The organism is Nannocystis punicea, assembly GCF_026965555.1.
Classification (GTDB): domain Bacteria; phylum Myxococcota_A; class Polyangia; order Nannocystales; family Nannocystaceae; genus Nannocystis; species Nannocystis punicea.
Genome location: NZ_CP114040.1, coordinates 9,657,839 through 9,671,782, shown reverse-complemented (window position 1 = coordinate 9,671,782; position 13,944 = coordinate 9,657,839). Strand labels below are relative to the sequence as shown.

Genomic DNA, 13,944 nt, shown 5'->3' with positions numbered 1-13,944 from the left:
GGCGGGTGCGATGGGCGTCGGATCACGGTTCGAAGGCGGCGACGAACAGGTCCCAGCCGCCCTTGCTCGTCTTGGGCCCGTCGCCGAGGTTGATGCCGCCCTGGAACCGGCCCGAGAACGCGACGTCGCCGGCCGCCGATCCGGCGACCCCGAGGCCGTCCTGGTTCGCGTCGTCGCCGAAGTGCTTGCTCCACACGTGGTCGCCGGACGGCGCCAGCTTGAGCAGGAACGCGTCGCTGCCCCCGTCGGAGACCAGCGGGCCGCCGCCGAAGTCGCAGAGGTTGGTGAAGTTGCCGGTGACGAGCACGTTGCCGGCGCCGTCGTTGGCGACGTCGAGCGGCAGGGCCCCGCCGGCCTGACCGAGCATCTTGCTCCACCGGTGCGAGCCGTTGCTCTCGAACTGGGCGGCGAACCCGAACGTCTGCGCCGTCATCAGCGGCCCGCCGCCGAAGTCGGCGCTGCCGCCCATCTCGCCGACGATCGTCACTCGACCCCCGCCGTCGATCGCCAGGCCGCGGCTGATCTGCGACGCGCCGTTGCCGAAGCGCTTGGCCCACACCGCGTTGCCGTTGGCGTCGAACCGCGCGAGGAACACGTCCTCGGCGCCCGCGCTGGAGAGCTGACCGTTGCCCGGATTGATGACACCCTGGAATCCGCCCGTGACGACCAGGTTGCCGGTCGCGTCGGCGGCGAGCGCGGTGACGTACTGTTGCATGCCGTCGCCGAAGCGCAGGCTCCACACGTGGGCCCCCGACGACGTGAACTTGCCGACGAATGCGTCGGACAGGCCCGACGAGTTCATCACGCCGCCGCCGAGGTCGAGCGGGCCGATGAATCGTCCGCCGAACAGGACGTTGCCGCTGGCGTCGACGTCGACCCCGCCCGCATGGACGGACCCGGGGGACGAGTTGAACGACTTGCTCCACACGTGCTCGCCGTCGCCGGTGAGCTTGACCAGGTACGTGTCCTCGGTGTTCTGAGGATTCGTCAGCGGGCCGCCGCCGAAGTCGATGCTCCCGTTGAAGTCGCCGGTCAGCACGATCTCGCCGGCGGGGCCCACGACGACTTGCCACACGTCCTGGAGGTTCGCGTCGCCGAAGCGCTTGCTCCACAGGTGCTGGCCGGTGGGCGAGAACTTGGCGAGGAGCACGTCCGACCCGCCCTTGGGCGCCAGCGGGCCGCCGCCGAGGTCGATGGTGCTGGCGCTCTTGGCCGCCAGCACCAGGTTGCCGGCGCCGTCGTAAGCGACGCGCACGCCCTCGTCGTCTTTCTCGCCGCCCGCGACCAGGCTCCACGCCTGCGCGCCGTCGCTGTCGCACGAGTCGACGCCGTCGCAGTCCTCGTCGCCCTCGGTCTCGCAGCTCTCCGCGGCCGGCAGGACCTCGCCGTCGCACGGGCCCCACGTCTCGTCCGGGCCGCACGTCCGTTGCCCGGCCGCGCACAGGCCGACGCCGAGAGTGTCGGGCGGGCCGGAGTAGCAGTCCTGCGTGTCGCCCGGGCTGCATTCGCCCGGCTCCCCGGTGTCGGTGCTGTCGGGCCCGTTGCTCGGGTCGACGGCCGTGGTCTCGCCCGTCGTGGCGTCGGTGGTCGTATCGGTCGGGTCGCTCGTCGTCGGCCCGACGGTGGTCGGATCGACGGTGGTCGTCTCGCTCGCGCTGCCCTGGCTCTCGGACCCGATGCTCATGGTGCCCGGCCCGCCCGTCGTCGGCGTGTCGAGGGTCGTCTCGTTCGTCGAGTCGCTGGTGGTCGCGGTGGTCGAGTCGCTGGTGGTCGCGGTCGTCGATTCGATGCCGGAGGTCGCGGAGGTCGTGCCAGGCTCGCTCTGGCAGGCGGCGACGAGCGCTGGAAGGAGGACGTAGCGAAATCTACTCATGCCCGCCGTATAGCCTGTCGAATCACTCCTCGCAATCGCCGTCTCCGCGCGCGCGCGCCGACCGCGAGGCGCCCGGCGAGAGACGCAGCGCACGATCGAGGGCCGCTATTCATCCGCCGCGTCGACTGGCAGCAATACGAGAACATCCCCTCATTCATGGGGCGTCGACGACCGACGCGCAATATCGTGACCCGGCCGGGTCGTCCCGATGCCGCGCTCGGACGCCACAGGACCCGAGCGGCCAGCGTGCCAAACCGCCCGGCCCCGTCGTGCTGCCCGCACTTCTCGACGTGTGCGCGACGGAGGTGACGCCCGCGCGGGAAGCTCAGTCGCACACGCCGATGCACTCGCCGAAGCAGGCATTGTTGCAGAGGCCGCTGTGATACTGGTCGTGGAGGAGGACGCCGAGATATCGGCGTCCGCGAGGCACATGTCATGGCATTGCTGGGTCTGGCAGCCCTCGACGCACGCTCCGTACGAGATGCAGCCAGGAGCTTCCGCGCAGGCGTCGTGGTCCTGCTTGCAGGACCCGGCCTCGGCGTCCTCCTTGCACGCGTCGCAGGCGTTGGTGCCCGTGCAGGTGCCCCCGCTGCAATCGTCGTCGCCGACGCAGGCGTCGCCGCGGTCGCCGCAATTGAGGGGATCGTCCTGCACGTCGATGCAGGCGTCGTTGCACGCCGCCTCGCCGGGGGCGCAGCCCTGGAACGTGTGGAACTCCGTCGAGCTGGTGACGAGCCGCAGGTGGCCGACCGGCTGCACGGTGACGCCGGTGAGCTCGCCCGTGGTCTTCAGGTCCTTGTAGAGATCGACCCGCCCGCGGTCATGGTCGCGGTCGCCGTCAGCAGCGGATTGTCGTCGTCCCCGCAGGCGGGGAGCGAGAGGATGCCGAGGCCGGCCACGACGAGCGCGGCTGCGTGAGGGATACGATGGCGGTGCTTCAAGGAGTGCGTCCTGGGGCCGCCTCGACGTGGCTGCGGACCAGAGCAAGCGGCGCCTCGCCGCGAGTCTGGCGATTGTCGGCGTGAGCTTCTTCAATCACCTGGGGGGCATGGGCTCGACGACTCCGCAGTACGGCCCCGATCTCTGGCTCGTGCGGGTCGGCGCGCCTGGAGCGGCACCGCGCCGAATTACGAGCGCCTCGGTGCGTTTGTTGGGCCACATCGCTCGGCCAGTACTGGACGCGGTACCCGACCACGCGAACTCGGCGACGATCGATGTCTTCGCCGAGGCCGGCCATCCGCGCTCGTGGCCCCCGGCACCGACCAGAAGATCTTCCGCGCGCGACGGCGTGCGACTGGCATGGATCGCCGGTGTGCCCTTCACCAGCGCGTGCGTGTGGCGTAACCTCGCTGGCCCATGCCGAAGTCGGTCCTGTTGTTCACCGCGTCGTTGCTGCTCGTCTCACTCGCTTGCCGTCGATCCGAGGTGGTCGCGCCGGTTCCTGCGAGCGAGGCCGCGACGACCGAGGCGAGCGCGCCCGTGGCGTCGCCGATGCAGGCCGAGCCGGTCGCAACGAAGGAGCCCGACTGCAGCCCGGCTACCATCGACCGTGGGGCCGAAGGATGGCGCGACGGTGCGGCCTGCGTCGAGCGGCTGGTGCCCCGGTGCGAGCAGGGTGATCCCGAGGCGTGCATCGGCGCGGCGACGATCATGCTCAACGGCAGCGGCGGCGCGGCGCAGGATCCCGCGCGCGCGCTGGCCGTGGCGGCCGGCGCGTGCGAGCGCGGCAACTCGGTCGGCTGTCTGATCGCCGCGGTCGTCCACGACAAGGGGCTGGGCGTCGCCGTCGATCCCGCGGCGGCGACTGCGTTCATCGACAAGGCGTGCGCGCTCGGGGATGCGCAGGGCTGCCAGGCCAAGGCCGCGCGCGCGCCGAGGAGCCCCGCGTTCATCGCCGAGGCCAATCTCACGGTCGGATCGATCGCCGCCGACGGGCTCGAGCTGCGCGACCTGATGTGCGACGTGACGGGTGGTATGCCGATGCTCGGGGCGCTCGTCATCGCCGGGTCGCTGGCGAAGCAGCGGCGCGCGCTCGACAAGTGCGCGCCAGCCGGTCAAGCGTTCGCGGCGACCTGGACCTTCGCCGACGGCAAGACGCGCGACGTGGCGGCCAGCGGCGGCTCGCCAGCCGCCAACGCCTGCGTCGAGAAGGCGCTCGCGCGCGCGGTGGCGACGCTCGACGGCCGCTGTGGTGCGATCGTCCTGGTCGGCAAGCTCGCGGGCGCCGAGGCGACGGTCGAGGCGGTGCGCAGCGGCGCCGCGAAGTGAACGGAGCAGGGCATGTGGTTCATTCGGCCGTGATATGCGCTTTGGGACATGTCGTGACATTCGGCGAGCGCCCCTCTCGGTCCGGATCGCAGGATGCACGTCGCCGGAGCCGGTGACCGGCGGTGGTACTGTCCACCGCGGGCGACGTGCAGGTCGGGGGCTCGGCCGGCCGATTCACTCGGGACGCTCGAGCGGCTCGGGGTAGGACCATCGCGGGGCCTCGCCCGTGAGCTCGTGCCACGCGGAGTCGATGACGTTGCCGTCGACGAACCAGCCGTCGAGCAGCAAGCGCTGGCCTGCGTAGCTGGCGTCGGTCCATGGCGAGCTGCCGACGAGGAGGCGCTCGAGGTCTGCGCCGGTCGGGCGACGCGCCACGATGAGTCGCCGGGGCCAGCGCGACGTCTCGAGCACTCTCCAGGGCACGGCGCCCTCGGGCTCGCGCTCGGCGAGCTCGTCTGCGAATCGGCGCTGCATCAGGGCGACCAGCCACCGCGGGCCGCCGCGTGGGTCCGCGAGCTCGAGCGCGACGAGGGCGTGATGCGACCGCTCGCCTTCGCTGCTCTCCTGGATGTCCCACGCGAGCAGCCATACGGGTCGCGTCGCGTCGGCACGTGCCAGCGCCCGGGTCGCCGCGTCGAGGGGCCCGCGGTCCCATCGCGGCCCGGGCCCGGGGTCGCGGTCGGGAAGCGGCCGAACGAGGCGCGGCGGGGGATCCAAATCGACCGGAGGCCCTGCGCGGGGCGGAGCAGGCGCGGCGGGCCAGCGCGCACCGAGCCACTCGGAGGCGTCGCGCAGCCCGAGCGCGGGCGGAACGTCGCGGGGTTGCAAGGTCGACGGGTCGAGACGCGCTGCGTCGGGACCGTCGCGCGTGAGCCACAGCGTGTCGCCGTGGACATCGAACGAGAGCGGCGGGTCGGCGTCGACGAACACGGCCCCGCCCGGCGTGCCCGTGGCGCCGTCGGCGGTGAACAGCAGCCATGCTTGACCGGGTCGCCTGGCGGCGAGCCCGACGAACGAGCGGCGCTCGTCGTGATGCACGCGGGCGATGAAGTCCGCGATGTCCACCGACCCCACCACGCGGGGCTCGTTCAGGTCGAGCACGAGCAGCCGCTGCTCGCGGGCCGGGCGTTCGACGAAGACCAGCGGGCGGTCGGGCAGGACGCTGCTCCCGCGCTCATGAGCCGCGAGTGACCAGCCGTCGAGGTCGACGAACCAGGCCGGCGCGCCGTCGTCCTGGACCCCGAGGACATGTCCTTGAAGCCAGACGACGTCGACGTCGCGGTGGCGATCGCACGCGAGCGGGGCGCGAGGTTCCGGGTGGAGGATCGTCAGTGCGGGATCGGGACGGTCGAGCGCGACGCGCAGCAGACCGTCCGGGCCGGCTGCGTACAGGCGATCGCCCACCAGGCATGGAGTGGCGTCGACGACGGTGTCGAGCTCGATCAGGGGCGTGAGGTCGGCGCTGCGACGCGCGACCCAGCGAGCGCCGGCGAGATCGGGGTCGTCGGGCGGTTCGGCGGGGGCGGAGTCCATGTGGACCAGGGTGGTCGCGCCGAATTGAGGCCAATCGTGGGGCTGGTCGGACCACGCGTTCGTGACGCTCTCGGTGACAGCTCCGGTCGCGGCCGCGCGAGCGACGACGAGCGTCGTCGACTCGCCGACGACCGCGTGCACGACCCGATCGCCGAACACGCTGGCGAGATGCCGGGGCCCCTCGTGGTCGACGCTGGCCTCGGGCCGCGCGAGCCACCGCCGGGCGCCGCTCGCCAGCGCGAGCCCGACGGCGCCGTGACGCCGCCCGTCCAGGAGCGCCGCGACGACGGTGTCACCGGCGATCACCACCGCGTCGCGCTCTCGGTCCGCGAGCCAGCGCGGCAGCGGCTCGTCGGGCCCGAACGTGTAGGTCCAGAGGCGTTGCGAGGGCCACCGCCACAGCGAGAGGTCGGTGATGAGCTCGCCGCGCCGCTGCAGGAGCAGCGCGCGCTGGCCGTCGACGGGGCGCACCTGCACGAGCGGAGCGTGGGGATCGGCGGGGACCCCGGCGCTCCGGGGCAGCGCCGCGGCGGTGAACGACGCGGCAGGCGTCGCCGCGGGTTGCGGCAGCGCTTGCTGGGACGGACCCGGCGCGGAGGTGGTGCACCCGGCGACCAGCAGCGAGACCGCCCACCGACGGTACTGAGGCACGCCACGAGCGTAGCCGGGCCAGGGGCTCCTGTCGAGGCGACGAGCGTCTCGGGAGACGCGCGACGGCTCAGGTCCGAAGACGATCGACGAAGGCCATGCCCAGGGACACGTTCATGGGATTCGCTGGTGGCATGACATCCCGGGAGCCGTGCACGAAGCATTCATGCGGGGGTGGTATGGGCTGCTTCGGGTCGAGGCGCGGACAGGTATTCGGCGAGCACGTCGAACACCACGCGGATTCGGCGGGCGGTCCGCAGCTCGCGGTGGGTGACCAGCCAGATCGGGAACCGCACGGGGGCCAGCGTCTCGAGCACCCGCACCACGCCCGGCGTCAGGCGAGCGACGTCGTCCATCATCGCGCCGATGCCGAGGCCCTGGCGCACCAGCTCCCACGCGGTCACAGAGTTCTCCGAGTACAGCGGGAAGTTGGTGGTCGTCAGCGGGAGGCCGAGAGCGCGGAGGTGCTCGAGGTAGCGGCCAGCTCGGTCGGCGCTGATGAAGTCGTGCGCCGCGGCCTCGTCGGCGGTGCGAGGGTGACCGTGCGCCGCCACCCAGGCCTCGGAGGCATAGAAGCTGGCCGTGGCCTCGCGGAGCAGCCGCGCGATCAGATCGGGCTGGTCGGGGTTCACGTGGCGAACCGCGATGTCGGACTCGCGGCGGCGAAGATCGCTGAGGGCGTTCGACGAGACGACCTCGACGACGATGCGGGGGGCGACCTGACGAATGCGGTGGATGGCGCGCGGCAGGAGGTAGGCCGCCACGGCGTCGCTCGCCGAGATCGAGACCACGCCCTCGACCGCCTGCGAGCGGCCGGTGGCGATCAGCGCCAGCTCCTCGGCCGCGCTGCCCATGGTGCGTGCGTGCTCGAGCAGGTCGAGGCCCGTGGAGGTGAGCCGCATGGCCTTGCCGACGCGCTCGAACAGGGTCACCCCCAACCGCTGCTCGATGGCGGCCACCTGGCGGCTCAGGGTCGGCTGCGTCAGGCCCAGCTTGCGCGCGGCGGCCGAGAGCGACCCCGTCTCGGCCGTCTCGAGGAAGGCGCGAAGCTGGTTCCAGTCGAGGTGATCCATACGCGGATGCATGAGCGGGCTGCAAAATACCGCACTTCCTCTCGTGCCCTGTATGAGTAGGATTCCGGCACCTCGCCGCGAGGCGCCTCCAACATGACCTCAGGGACGCTCCACACCCGTGCTCCTTCCTCCCCCACGGCGGCCAAGGCCCGCTTCTGGGACAAGATCGCCCGCAAGTACGCCGCCGATCCGGTCGCGGACATGGCGGCCTACGAGGCGACGCTCGCGCGCACGCGGGCGCTGCTCGGCCCTGCGCACCGGGTGCTCGAGATCGGCTGCGGCACGGGCACCACCGCCCTGCGCCTGGGGCCCTCTTGCGGGCGCCTCGTGGGCACCGACGTGTCCGCGGAGATGATCGCCATCGCCCGCGAGAGGCTCGCCGCCGCGCCGCAGCCCAACCTCGAGTTCCAGGTCGCCGACGCCGATGCCCCCGAGTTCGGTCAGGCCCGCCACGACGCGGTGCTGGCGTTCAACGTCCTGCACCTGGTCTCGGACCTCGACGCGGCCCTGACCGCGGCGCTGAACGCCCTCGCGCCCGGCGGGCTCTTCATCTCCAAGACGCCCTGTATCGCCGACATGAACCCGCTCCTCGGCAAGGTGCTCTTGCCGGTGATGCGCCTGCTCGGCAAGGCGCCGCCCGTGCTGTCCTTTCGGGCATCCGAGCTGCAAGCCGCCCTGACGCGACACGACCTGGAGATCCTCGCGGTCGAGTATCACGGCACCAGGGGCAAGGACCGCCGCCCGTTCATCGTGGCGCGCAAGCGCGGCCCTGCGAGCGGCTGAGCGATCGGTGCCACTCCGGTCGCCGGCCTCCTCGCATTCGACCTCGGCATCGAGGTCATGCAAATCGCGGTGATCGCAGCGACGATGGCCCTGGCTGCGCCTGCCCGCGGTTGACCCACGGGCCGGGCGGCTGCCCGCGACACACCGGTCACGGGAGCAGCCGCTCGTTGGCTCGCACGCGGTTCGCGGACCGCTCACGCGTGGTCGTCGGTCGACTCCTGCGGAGCATCGCAGGGCGACGACTCGACGTCGGCAGGGACGAGGCACACCGCGTCGACCTCGTCGTAGACGACCTCCTCCGAGGAGAAGTTCTCCTCTTCATCGGCGCAGGTGGGGGTACAATTGAAGCAGATCGGCGGCGGCACCTCCTGCTGGCAAATCGAGGAGCCGCAGCAGGGGACCGCGAGGGCGTCGCGGGCTCCACCGAGGGTGACGGCGCCGAACGACAGGACGACGGCCGCGAGAGAGAACATGGGAGCGAAGCGCATGATGATGACCTCCTGAATGCTCAAGGAGCGCGGATGAGCCGCGCGAGGTTGGCTGATTCGACGACAAACGCAGGAATGATCGAACCAGGGAGACGGGCCAGCTCGGCGCGCGGCCGGCGGCTCGGCTCTCGTCAGAACAGTGGCGGCCGGGTCGGAAACAATTGAGTCGTGGTAAAAAGAACGCCGACGCGGCCGCGCGTCCGCTGTGAATCGCGGCGAACTCGCGGCGAAAACGGGCGAATGGGCGGGGATCCCCGGGTGTTGGTGGCTGCGCAGGGCGATGACCGGTGACGGCCCGAGCAGTCTGGTCGTATGCGCGGCCGGGATCTGGGCCGCTTCGTCGCGGTCGCGCGCCTCCGGCGGGGCCGGAGCGTGACAGGGTGACGCCCGTCGGTCGGGGGCCAATGCGCCGGCTCATGACGGTCGCGGACCGCGAGCCGTGGAGCGACGCGCCCATCGGCCCCTCGCCGGCGACCTGGCGAAAGCGAAGTGTCTGGTTTGTTCTCTGCAGGATTGTCGGGCCGAGGAGCGCATCAATGCGGCTTCGCGGACTTCGGCGGCTTCGCCGGCACCAGCGCCGCGAACGTCGGGGCCGGCACGACCAGCCACCACGCCGGGGTCACGTCGAAGCGAATGAGCAGTCCCGTGTCCGGCGCGTGGCTGAGCGCGACCTGCAGGTTGCCGTCGTCGATCGCGCCCCAGCGGCCGAGCAGCAGCCGCCCGAAGAATTCACGGCCTGTCTCTTCGGCCAGCGCTTTCTTGAAGTCGGCGCGCGTGGCTTTTGGATCGCCGTGGCCGGTGTCCCCGAGCGCGGCCCGCCACGCGAGCGCGTGGAGCCGCAGCCCCGCGATCCGCGTCGCGGACGCGACCTCCGCGAGCACCTCGGGCAGGCGTTCGCGGTCGTTCGCCGCGAACATGAACGCGGCCAGGTTCACACGCGCCGCCAGGGCGCCGGGAGCGGCCTCCAGCGCCCGCTCGATGTCCTTGATCGCCGCCCCCGCGTCGCCCGCGGCCGCGCGCAGGACCGCCGCGTTGTTGAGGGCCAGGGCCCGCGCCTTGCCGCGCTGTCGCTCGGCCAGCGCAGTGAATCCTGCCAGCGCACGCTGCCGGGCCGCGGTGTCGCCGCGGAGGCCGAGCACCGCGTCGAGGGTCGCGCGGATCGTCGGGGTCGTGTCGGCGTCGAGCTCCGCCGGCAGGCTCGCTGCCGCCTGCACCGCGGCCGCGAGCGCCACCCCGTCTTCCCAGCGCACGGCGATGTCCAGCAGCGTCTGCACCTGGCGCAGGCGAATGTCGGGATCCGTCCGCAGAGCCTCGGGCACCGGCGTCAGCGCCAGGGCCCGCGCCTTGTCGCCGTCGGGGACCACGGGGACCAGCGCGAACAGCAATCGCCAGACGTCCTTCACCTCGGGGAACTTGCGGGTCAGCGCCAGGGCCTGCGCCGGCAGCTTGCGAGTCACCGCCAGGCCGGCAGCGAAGTCGCCGGTCATGAATTTCGCCAGGCCCTCGCGTGTCGCCGCGAAGATCAGCTCGAGCACCGCCGCGCGCGCCGGGTCGAACGCGCGGAACTCGGTCGCCAGCGCCATCACCTCGTCGAAGCGGCGGTCGAGGTCCTTCGGCGCGGCGCCGGTGCGAGCGATCTCCGCCATCAGCGCTCCGGCCTCGATCGTGGGGATGAGGCCGAGCGCCACCTCGTAATAGCTGCGGTCGCGGTGCAGCAATTCGCGGCCGGCCCGGATCTGCGCGACCGCCTCCTCGACGTCGTAGCCGCGGCGCAACGCGAGCACCGCCAGCCCGGTCCGCGGTCGCGCGTCCTGCGGGTCGGCCTCGATCAGGCGCTTGAACAGCCGCTCGGCCTCGTCGAGGCGGCCGAGCGCGATGAGCAGGTGGCCACGCTCGTTCAGCTCGGCCGCGCCCGTCGCCTCCGCCAGCGCGAGCGCTCTGCGGGCCGCCTCGGCGCTCGCGTCGACCTGCTTCAGCGTCCACTGCAGCAGCGCGGCCCCGCCCTCGCCGGGGGCCTCGGCCCCGCGCTGATGGGCTGTCTTCCGGGCCATGTCACCGCAATGAAGATCGAGGGCCGCGTAACACGCCAGGGCCAGCGACGCGTGGTCCGTGGCGCTCGCCTGTCCGAGGCGCGCGATGGAGCGCCGGCGCAGCTCGATCGACGCGGCGAAGTCCTGGCGCTCGAATTGCGTCTGCGCGGCGCGCCCCAGAGTGTTCGGCACTGTCGGGTGATCGGGGTGCGCGCGCAGCAGCTGCGCGGTCGCGTGCAGCTGCAACGCCGGCGCGAGCGCGGCCGCCTTTTGTAGCGCGTCGAGGCCCTCGGCGAGCTGCGCGCCCGTGAAAACACCCTGTGCGCGCACGACCTCGAAGGCCCGCGCGAAGTCCTGGCCGAAGACGCTGTCGCGGTCGAACATCCGCAGCGCATGGAGCACGCGATAGCCCTTCGCCAGCGCCGCCAGCAGCTCGGGGTCCGAACGACCCGCCGCCACCGCCTGTTCGGCCAGGACGATCCCGCGTCCGAGCCTCACCGCGCCGCGCAGCCGCCCCTCGCCGTCGTCGGGGTCGAGCGAGTCCAGCGCCGCGACGGCCTCGCGCGCCTCGGCGACCACGGCGTCGGACGCGGCTTCGCCGGTCGACGCGACGCCGAACTGGTCCTTGAGCCAGCCCGGGAAGAGCTCGCCCAGCGGCGGCTGGGGTCCGGGATCGATCCGGCGCGCCAACTCGGCGAGCTGCGAATCGGCGGCCGCGTCGGGGCTCGCCGCCGCTCCTGCAGGAGTCGTCGATTCGACGGGGATGGGCTTGCACGCGGCCGCGAGGGCCAGGGCGAGGAAGAGTCGCTGCATTGTCGGCATGCCGGTGGTGCGTGGGAGGGCGCGGCGCCCGAGAGGCGCCGCGCAGAGTGGCCGCCGAATCGGGCGGCCGAGGATCGTGGTCATTGGGGCATCTCCGCGAGGAGGGCCGTGAGCGCCCACTCCTCGCATTCGTCGCTCTTCACGGGCCGCGAAGCCGCGTTCAGGATGAACGCGGCGGTGGTCCTCGTAGCAGGTGGCTGAACACGGCGGCGCGATCCACTGGGCCGTGTTCGGCCGCGTCGCAGCGACGGAGGCCCGTCCGGCCGCGGAGATTCACAGCGGGCGCCATGGCTCGATATCCCAGGGAAGGTCGGCGAGCAGACGGGGAGCGCCGCCGAACAACGCCCCGGCGCGAGCGGCGAACTCGCCCGGACCTGCGAGCGCGATGGACAGCGTCGCCAGGAGGTAGCACTGCTCCCATTGTTGCCCGTCCGCGCCGACGACGACTCCCGACACTTCCACGTCGATCCTCGCCGGCGACCGCGGGTAGGTCCGTCCGTGGGCCCACCGGAGGAGCAGCCACTCGCCGCTCGCCAGCCGCTTCTCGAGGCGCGTGGCGGCCGGTCCGTGGACCGGGTCGCTGCGCATGACCTTCGCACGCGCGTGTTGCTGCGCACGGTGCTCCCGCGTCGCTTCGGCGTCGGCCTTGCCGTGGAGTTGCTTGCGCAGCTCGCCGATATTGCCGCCTCCGCTCCACGGGATCGGCACGCTGTCGATCAAGCGCGAGCTCAAGGGCCCGCGAGGTGCCGGTTCGTCGAGCGGCGCGAGCAGCAGCTCGGCCATGCCGAGGTCGCTCAGCAACTCCTGGTGGTCCCCGGCGAACAGCTCCGCCTCGCCGCCGTCCCAGACCTTGAGGTCATTCCGCCAGTGCGGGTGCCCGAACCATCGGTCTCCGTCGCTGACATACGCGAGCCGCACCTGTGCATCCTCGATTCGGGTCGACTCGACGTGGCCGACGAAACGCATCAGCAGGACCTGGTCGGCGAGCTCGCCCTCGATCGGGACGCCGAGCTCGCGCCCCAGCGCGCCTCGGTCGAGCACCTGTACGTCGAGCGTCAGCGCCGTCGCCAGCTCGCGGAGGACCGCCCGCTCGAACTCGGCCCGCGTCTCGCCGTCGCGGGCCCGACGACAGGCCGGGTACCAGCGGCCCTGCGCCACCTGCTCCGCGATCGCCGGGGCACAGGCCGATGTGAGCACCGCGCCGAGGAAGAGATGGCGAGCAGCGCCGCCGCGGAACAGTTCAATCATGGCGCTCGAGTCTGGCAGGTCGCCGGAGAAGGATCGCCTCCGAGGCGCCTCCGATGGAACCCAGGCACGGGGCTGCTACGAATGCCGGATCTGCAGCAGCGCCCATTGGACGCGGATTTTCGCCGCACTCGTGACGATCGTCCGCCTCGATCACTCCGGATAGCAGAGACCCCGGTTCGTCAGAGCGCCGCCCTCGCAGGTGCACGCCTCGCCGACGCACTCCAGTTCGCCGCGGCAGGTGCACTTCTGCCCGCTGGCGCAGTTCGCCTGCTTGCCGAGCTTGTCCGCGCAGTCGCTCTCGCTGTCGCAGCAAACCGGGCCGCGGCAGGTGCCGGCGTCGCTGCCGACGCCGACGCAGATGAGCCCCGTGGCGCAGATGTTCGAGCCGGAGCACTCCCACTCGCCGCTCGTCATGCCGCACGTGCAGGGGTCGCCGAATTCTCCCGCCGAGGGGCTCCCCGAATCGGAGGTGCCCTCCGACTCGCTGGAACCGCCCGGGTTGTCGTTCACGCACGCGTCGAGCTCGTCCTCGCCGGCCGAGCAGGGCAGCGCCTCGATGCACTGGAGCGCGGCCTCGGTGAGCGAATCGCCGCAGATGCCCCCGCAGATCTGCGACACGTTGGCCTCGGGCACGTCGCACCCGGTCGCGTGCGCCTCGCAGCGCGACTCGCAATCGGCTTGCGGGACGGTCCCGCCGTCGCTGCCGCTGCCCGGGCCCGGGCCCGGGTTGGTCGCCGCGGCCGTGTCCGTGCCCGGCGCGCTGCTGTTGCTGCCGCTGTCGCCGCAGGCCGTCGCCGCGAGGATGGCGGCGAACCCGAGGGAAACTGTCTTAACGGTTGCGCTCCGGAGATTTAATGAGACTCGCATGATGACCCGATCGATCGAAGGTGACGAAACATGAATTGACGGCAGACGTCGCGGCCGCGGCGTCGTCGGCCGGGTTCCCGCGCCAGGCATGGTCGTTTCAATGGATGGACGTGGTGCGACGGCTCCGCTCGTCCGGCGGGTCTCGTCGCGGCGGATCGACGAGTGTCGACGTCCCGGACTTTGATCGGCGGGCCCGGGCAACTTTTTTTCGGCGCGATGCCGCGCGAGAGGCGCCGCTGTCGAGGCGGTCGCCGCCGGCCGCTCGAGCGAGCCCGCGCGCGCTCGCAGCCGATCGGCGAGCCGACGCGGCG

General features: G+C 72.1%; 10 protein-coding genes. 3 read left to right on the top strand and 7 right to left on the bottom strand.

The genetic code is table 11. The features are described from left to right. Window positions 1-22: 22 nt before the first annotated feature. Window positions 23-1,873, bottom strand: a complete 1,851-nt coding sequence (locus tag O0S08_RS36925; RefSeq protein ID WP_269034162.1) for a nucleotide-binding protein — start codon at window positions 1,871-1,873, stop codon at window positions 23-25. 435 nt (window positions 1,874-2,308) lie between these two features. Here O0S08_RS36925 and O0S08_RS36920 point away from each other — a divergent pair, with 435 nt between their 5' ends. Together O0S08_RS36920 and O0S08_RS36915 are read left to right on the top strand one after the other, a co-directional pair. After that, window positions 2,309-2,791 carry a hypothetical protein gene (locus tag O0S08_RS36920; protein ID WP_269034161.1) on the top strand — a complete coding sequence of 161 codons (483 nt, stop codon included), beginning with the start codon at window positions 2,309-2,311 and terminating at the stop codon, window positions 2,789-2,791. 438 nt (window positions 2,792-3,229) lie between these two features. Continuing rightward, window positions 3,230-4,141: an SEL1-like repeat protein gene (locus tag O0S08_RS36915; RefSeq protein ID WP_269034160.1), complete on the top strand. Its 912-nt coding sequence runs from the start codon at window positions 3,230-3,232 to the stop codon at window positions 4,139-4,141. Between the two features lie 174 nt (window positions 4,142-4,315). Here the strand turns inward: O0S08_RS36915 and O0S08_RS36910 are convergent, their stop codons facing one another. Next, window positions 4,316-6,325, bottom strand: a complete 2,010-nt coding sequence (locus tag O0S08_RS36910; RefSeq protein WP_269034159.1) for a hypothetical protein — start codon at window positions 6,323-6,325, stop codon at window positions 4,316-4,318. Window positions 6,326-6,486: 161 nt separating this feature from the next. Then, complete coding sequence (locus O0S08_RS36905; protein ID WP_371879573.1) at window positions 6,487-7,395, bottom strand: LysR family transcriptional regulator; 909 nt, start codon at window positions 7,393-7,395, stop codon at window positions 6,487-6,489. A gap of 93 nt (window positions 7,396-7,488) precedes the next feature. Between O0S08_RS36905 and O0S08_RS36900 the strand changes: the two genes are divergently transcribed. Then, window positions 7,489-8,178, top strand: a complete 690-nt coding sequence (locus O0S08_RS36900; protein ID WP_269034157.1) for a class I SAM-dependent methyltransferase — start codon at window positions 7,489-7,491, stop codon at window positions 8,176-8,178. A 194-nt stretch (window positions 8,179-8,372) separates the two neighbouring features. On the opposite strand, the gene O0S08_RS36895 is transcribed toward O0S08_RS36900, so the two are convergent. The 4 genes from O0S08_RS36895 to O0S08_RS36880 form a co-directional block, all read right to left on the bottom strand. Then, window positions 8,373-8,666: a hypothetical protein gene (locus O0S08_RS36895; RefSeq protein WP_269034156.1), complete on the bottom strand. Its 294-nt coding sequence runs from the start codon at window positions 8,664-8,666 to the stop codon at window positions 8,373-8,375. A 533-nt stretch (window positions 8,667-9,199) separates the two neighbouring features. Then, window positions 9,200-11,509, bottom strand: a complete 2,310-nt coding sequence (locus O0S08_RS36890) for a tetratricopeptide repeat protein (protein WP_269034155.1) — start codon at window positions 11,507-11,509, stop codon at window positions 9,200-9,202. A gap of 282 nt (window positions 11,510-11,791) precedes the next feature. Then, entirely contained in the window at window positions 11,792-12,766 is a 975-nt protein-coding gene (locus O0S08_RS36885) for a hypothetical protein (protein ID WP_269034154.1), read from the bottom strand. A gap of 150 nt (window positions 12,767-12,916) precedes the next feature. Next, complete coding sequence (locus O0S08_RS36880; RefSeq protein WP_269034153.1) at window positions 12,917-13,633, bottom strand: hypothetical protein; 717 nt, start codon at window positions 13,631-13,633, stop codon at window positions 12,917-12,919. Window positions 13,634-13,944 lie beyond the last annotated feature (311 nt).

Bases quoted from the DNA above. Each gene is read 5' to 3' on its own strand.
- O0S08_RS36925 (WP_269034162.1), bottom strand. From the start codon at position 1,873: ATGAGTAGATTTCGCTACGTCCTCCTTCCAGCGCTCGTCGCCGCCTGC.
- O0S08_RS36920 (WP_269034161.1), top strand. From the start codon at position 2,309: ATGGCATTGCTGGGTCTGGCAGCCCTCGACGCACGCTCCGTACGAGAT.
- O0S08_RS36915 (WP_269034160.1), top strand. From the start codon at position 3,230: ATGCCGAAGTCGGTCCTGTTGTTCACCGCGTCGTTGCTGCTCGTCTCA.
- O0S08_RS36905 (WP_371879573.1), bottom strand. From the start codon at position 7,395: ATGGATCACCTCGACTGGAACCAGCTTCGCGCCTTCCTCGAGACGGCC.
- O0S08_RS36900 (WP_269034157.1), top strand. From the start codon at position 7,489: ATGACCTCAGGGACGCTCCACACCCGTGCTCCTTCCTCCCCCACGGCG.
- O0S08_RS36895 (WP_269034156.1), bottom strand. From the start codon at position 8,666: ATGCGCTTCGCTCCCATGTTCTCTCTCGCGGCCGTCGTCCTGTCGTTC.
- O0S08_RS36890 (WP_269034155.1), bottom strand. From the start codon at position 11,509: ATGCAGCGACTCTTCCTCGCCCTGGCCCTCGCGGCCGCGTGCAAGCCC.
- O0S08_RS36885 (WP_269034154.1), bottom strand. From the start codon at position 12,766: ATGATTGAACTGTTCCGCGGCGGCGCTGCTCGCCATCTCTTCCTCGGC.
- O0S08_RS36880 (WP_269034153.1), bottom strand. From the start codon at position 13,633: ATGCGAGTCTCATTAAATCTCCGGAGCGCAACCGTTAAGACAGTTTCC.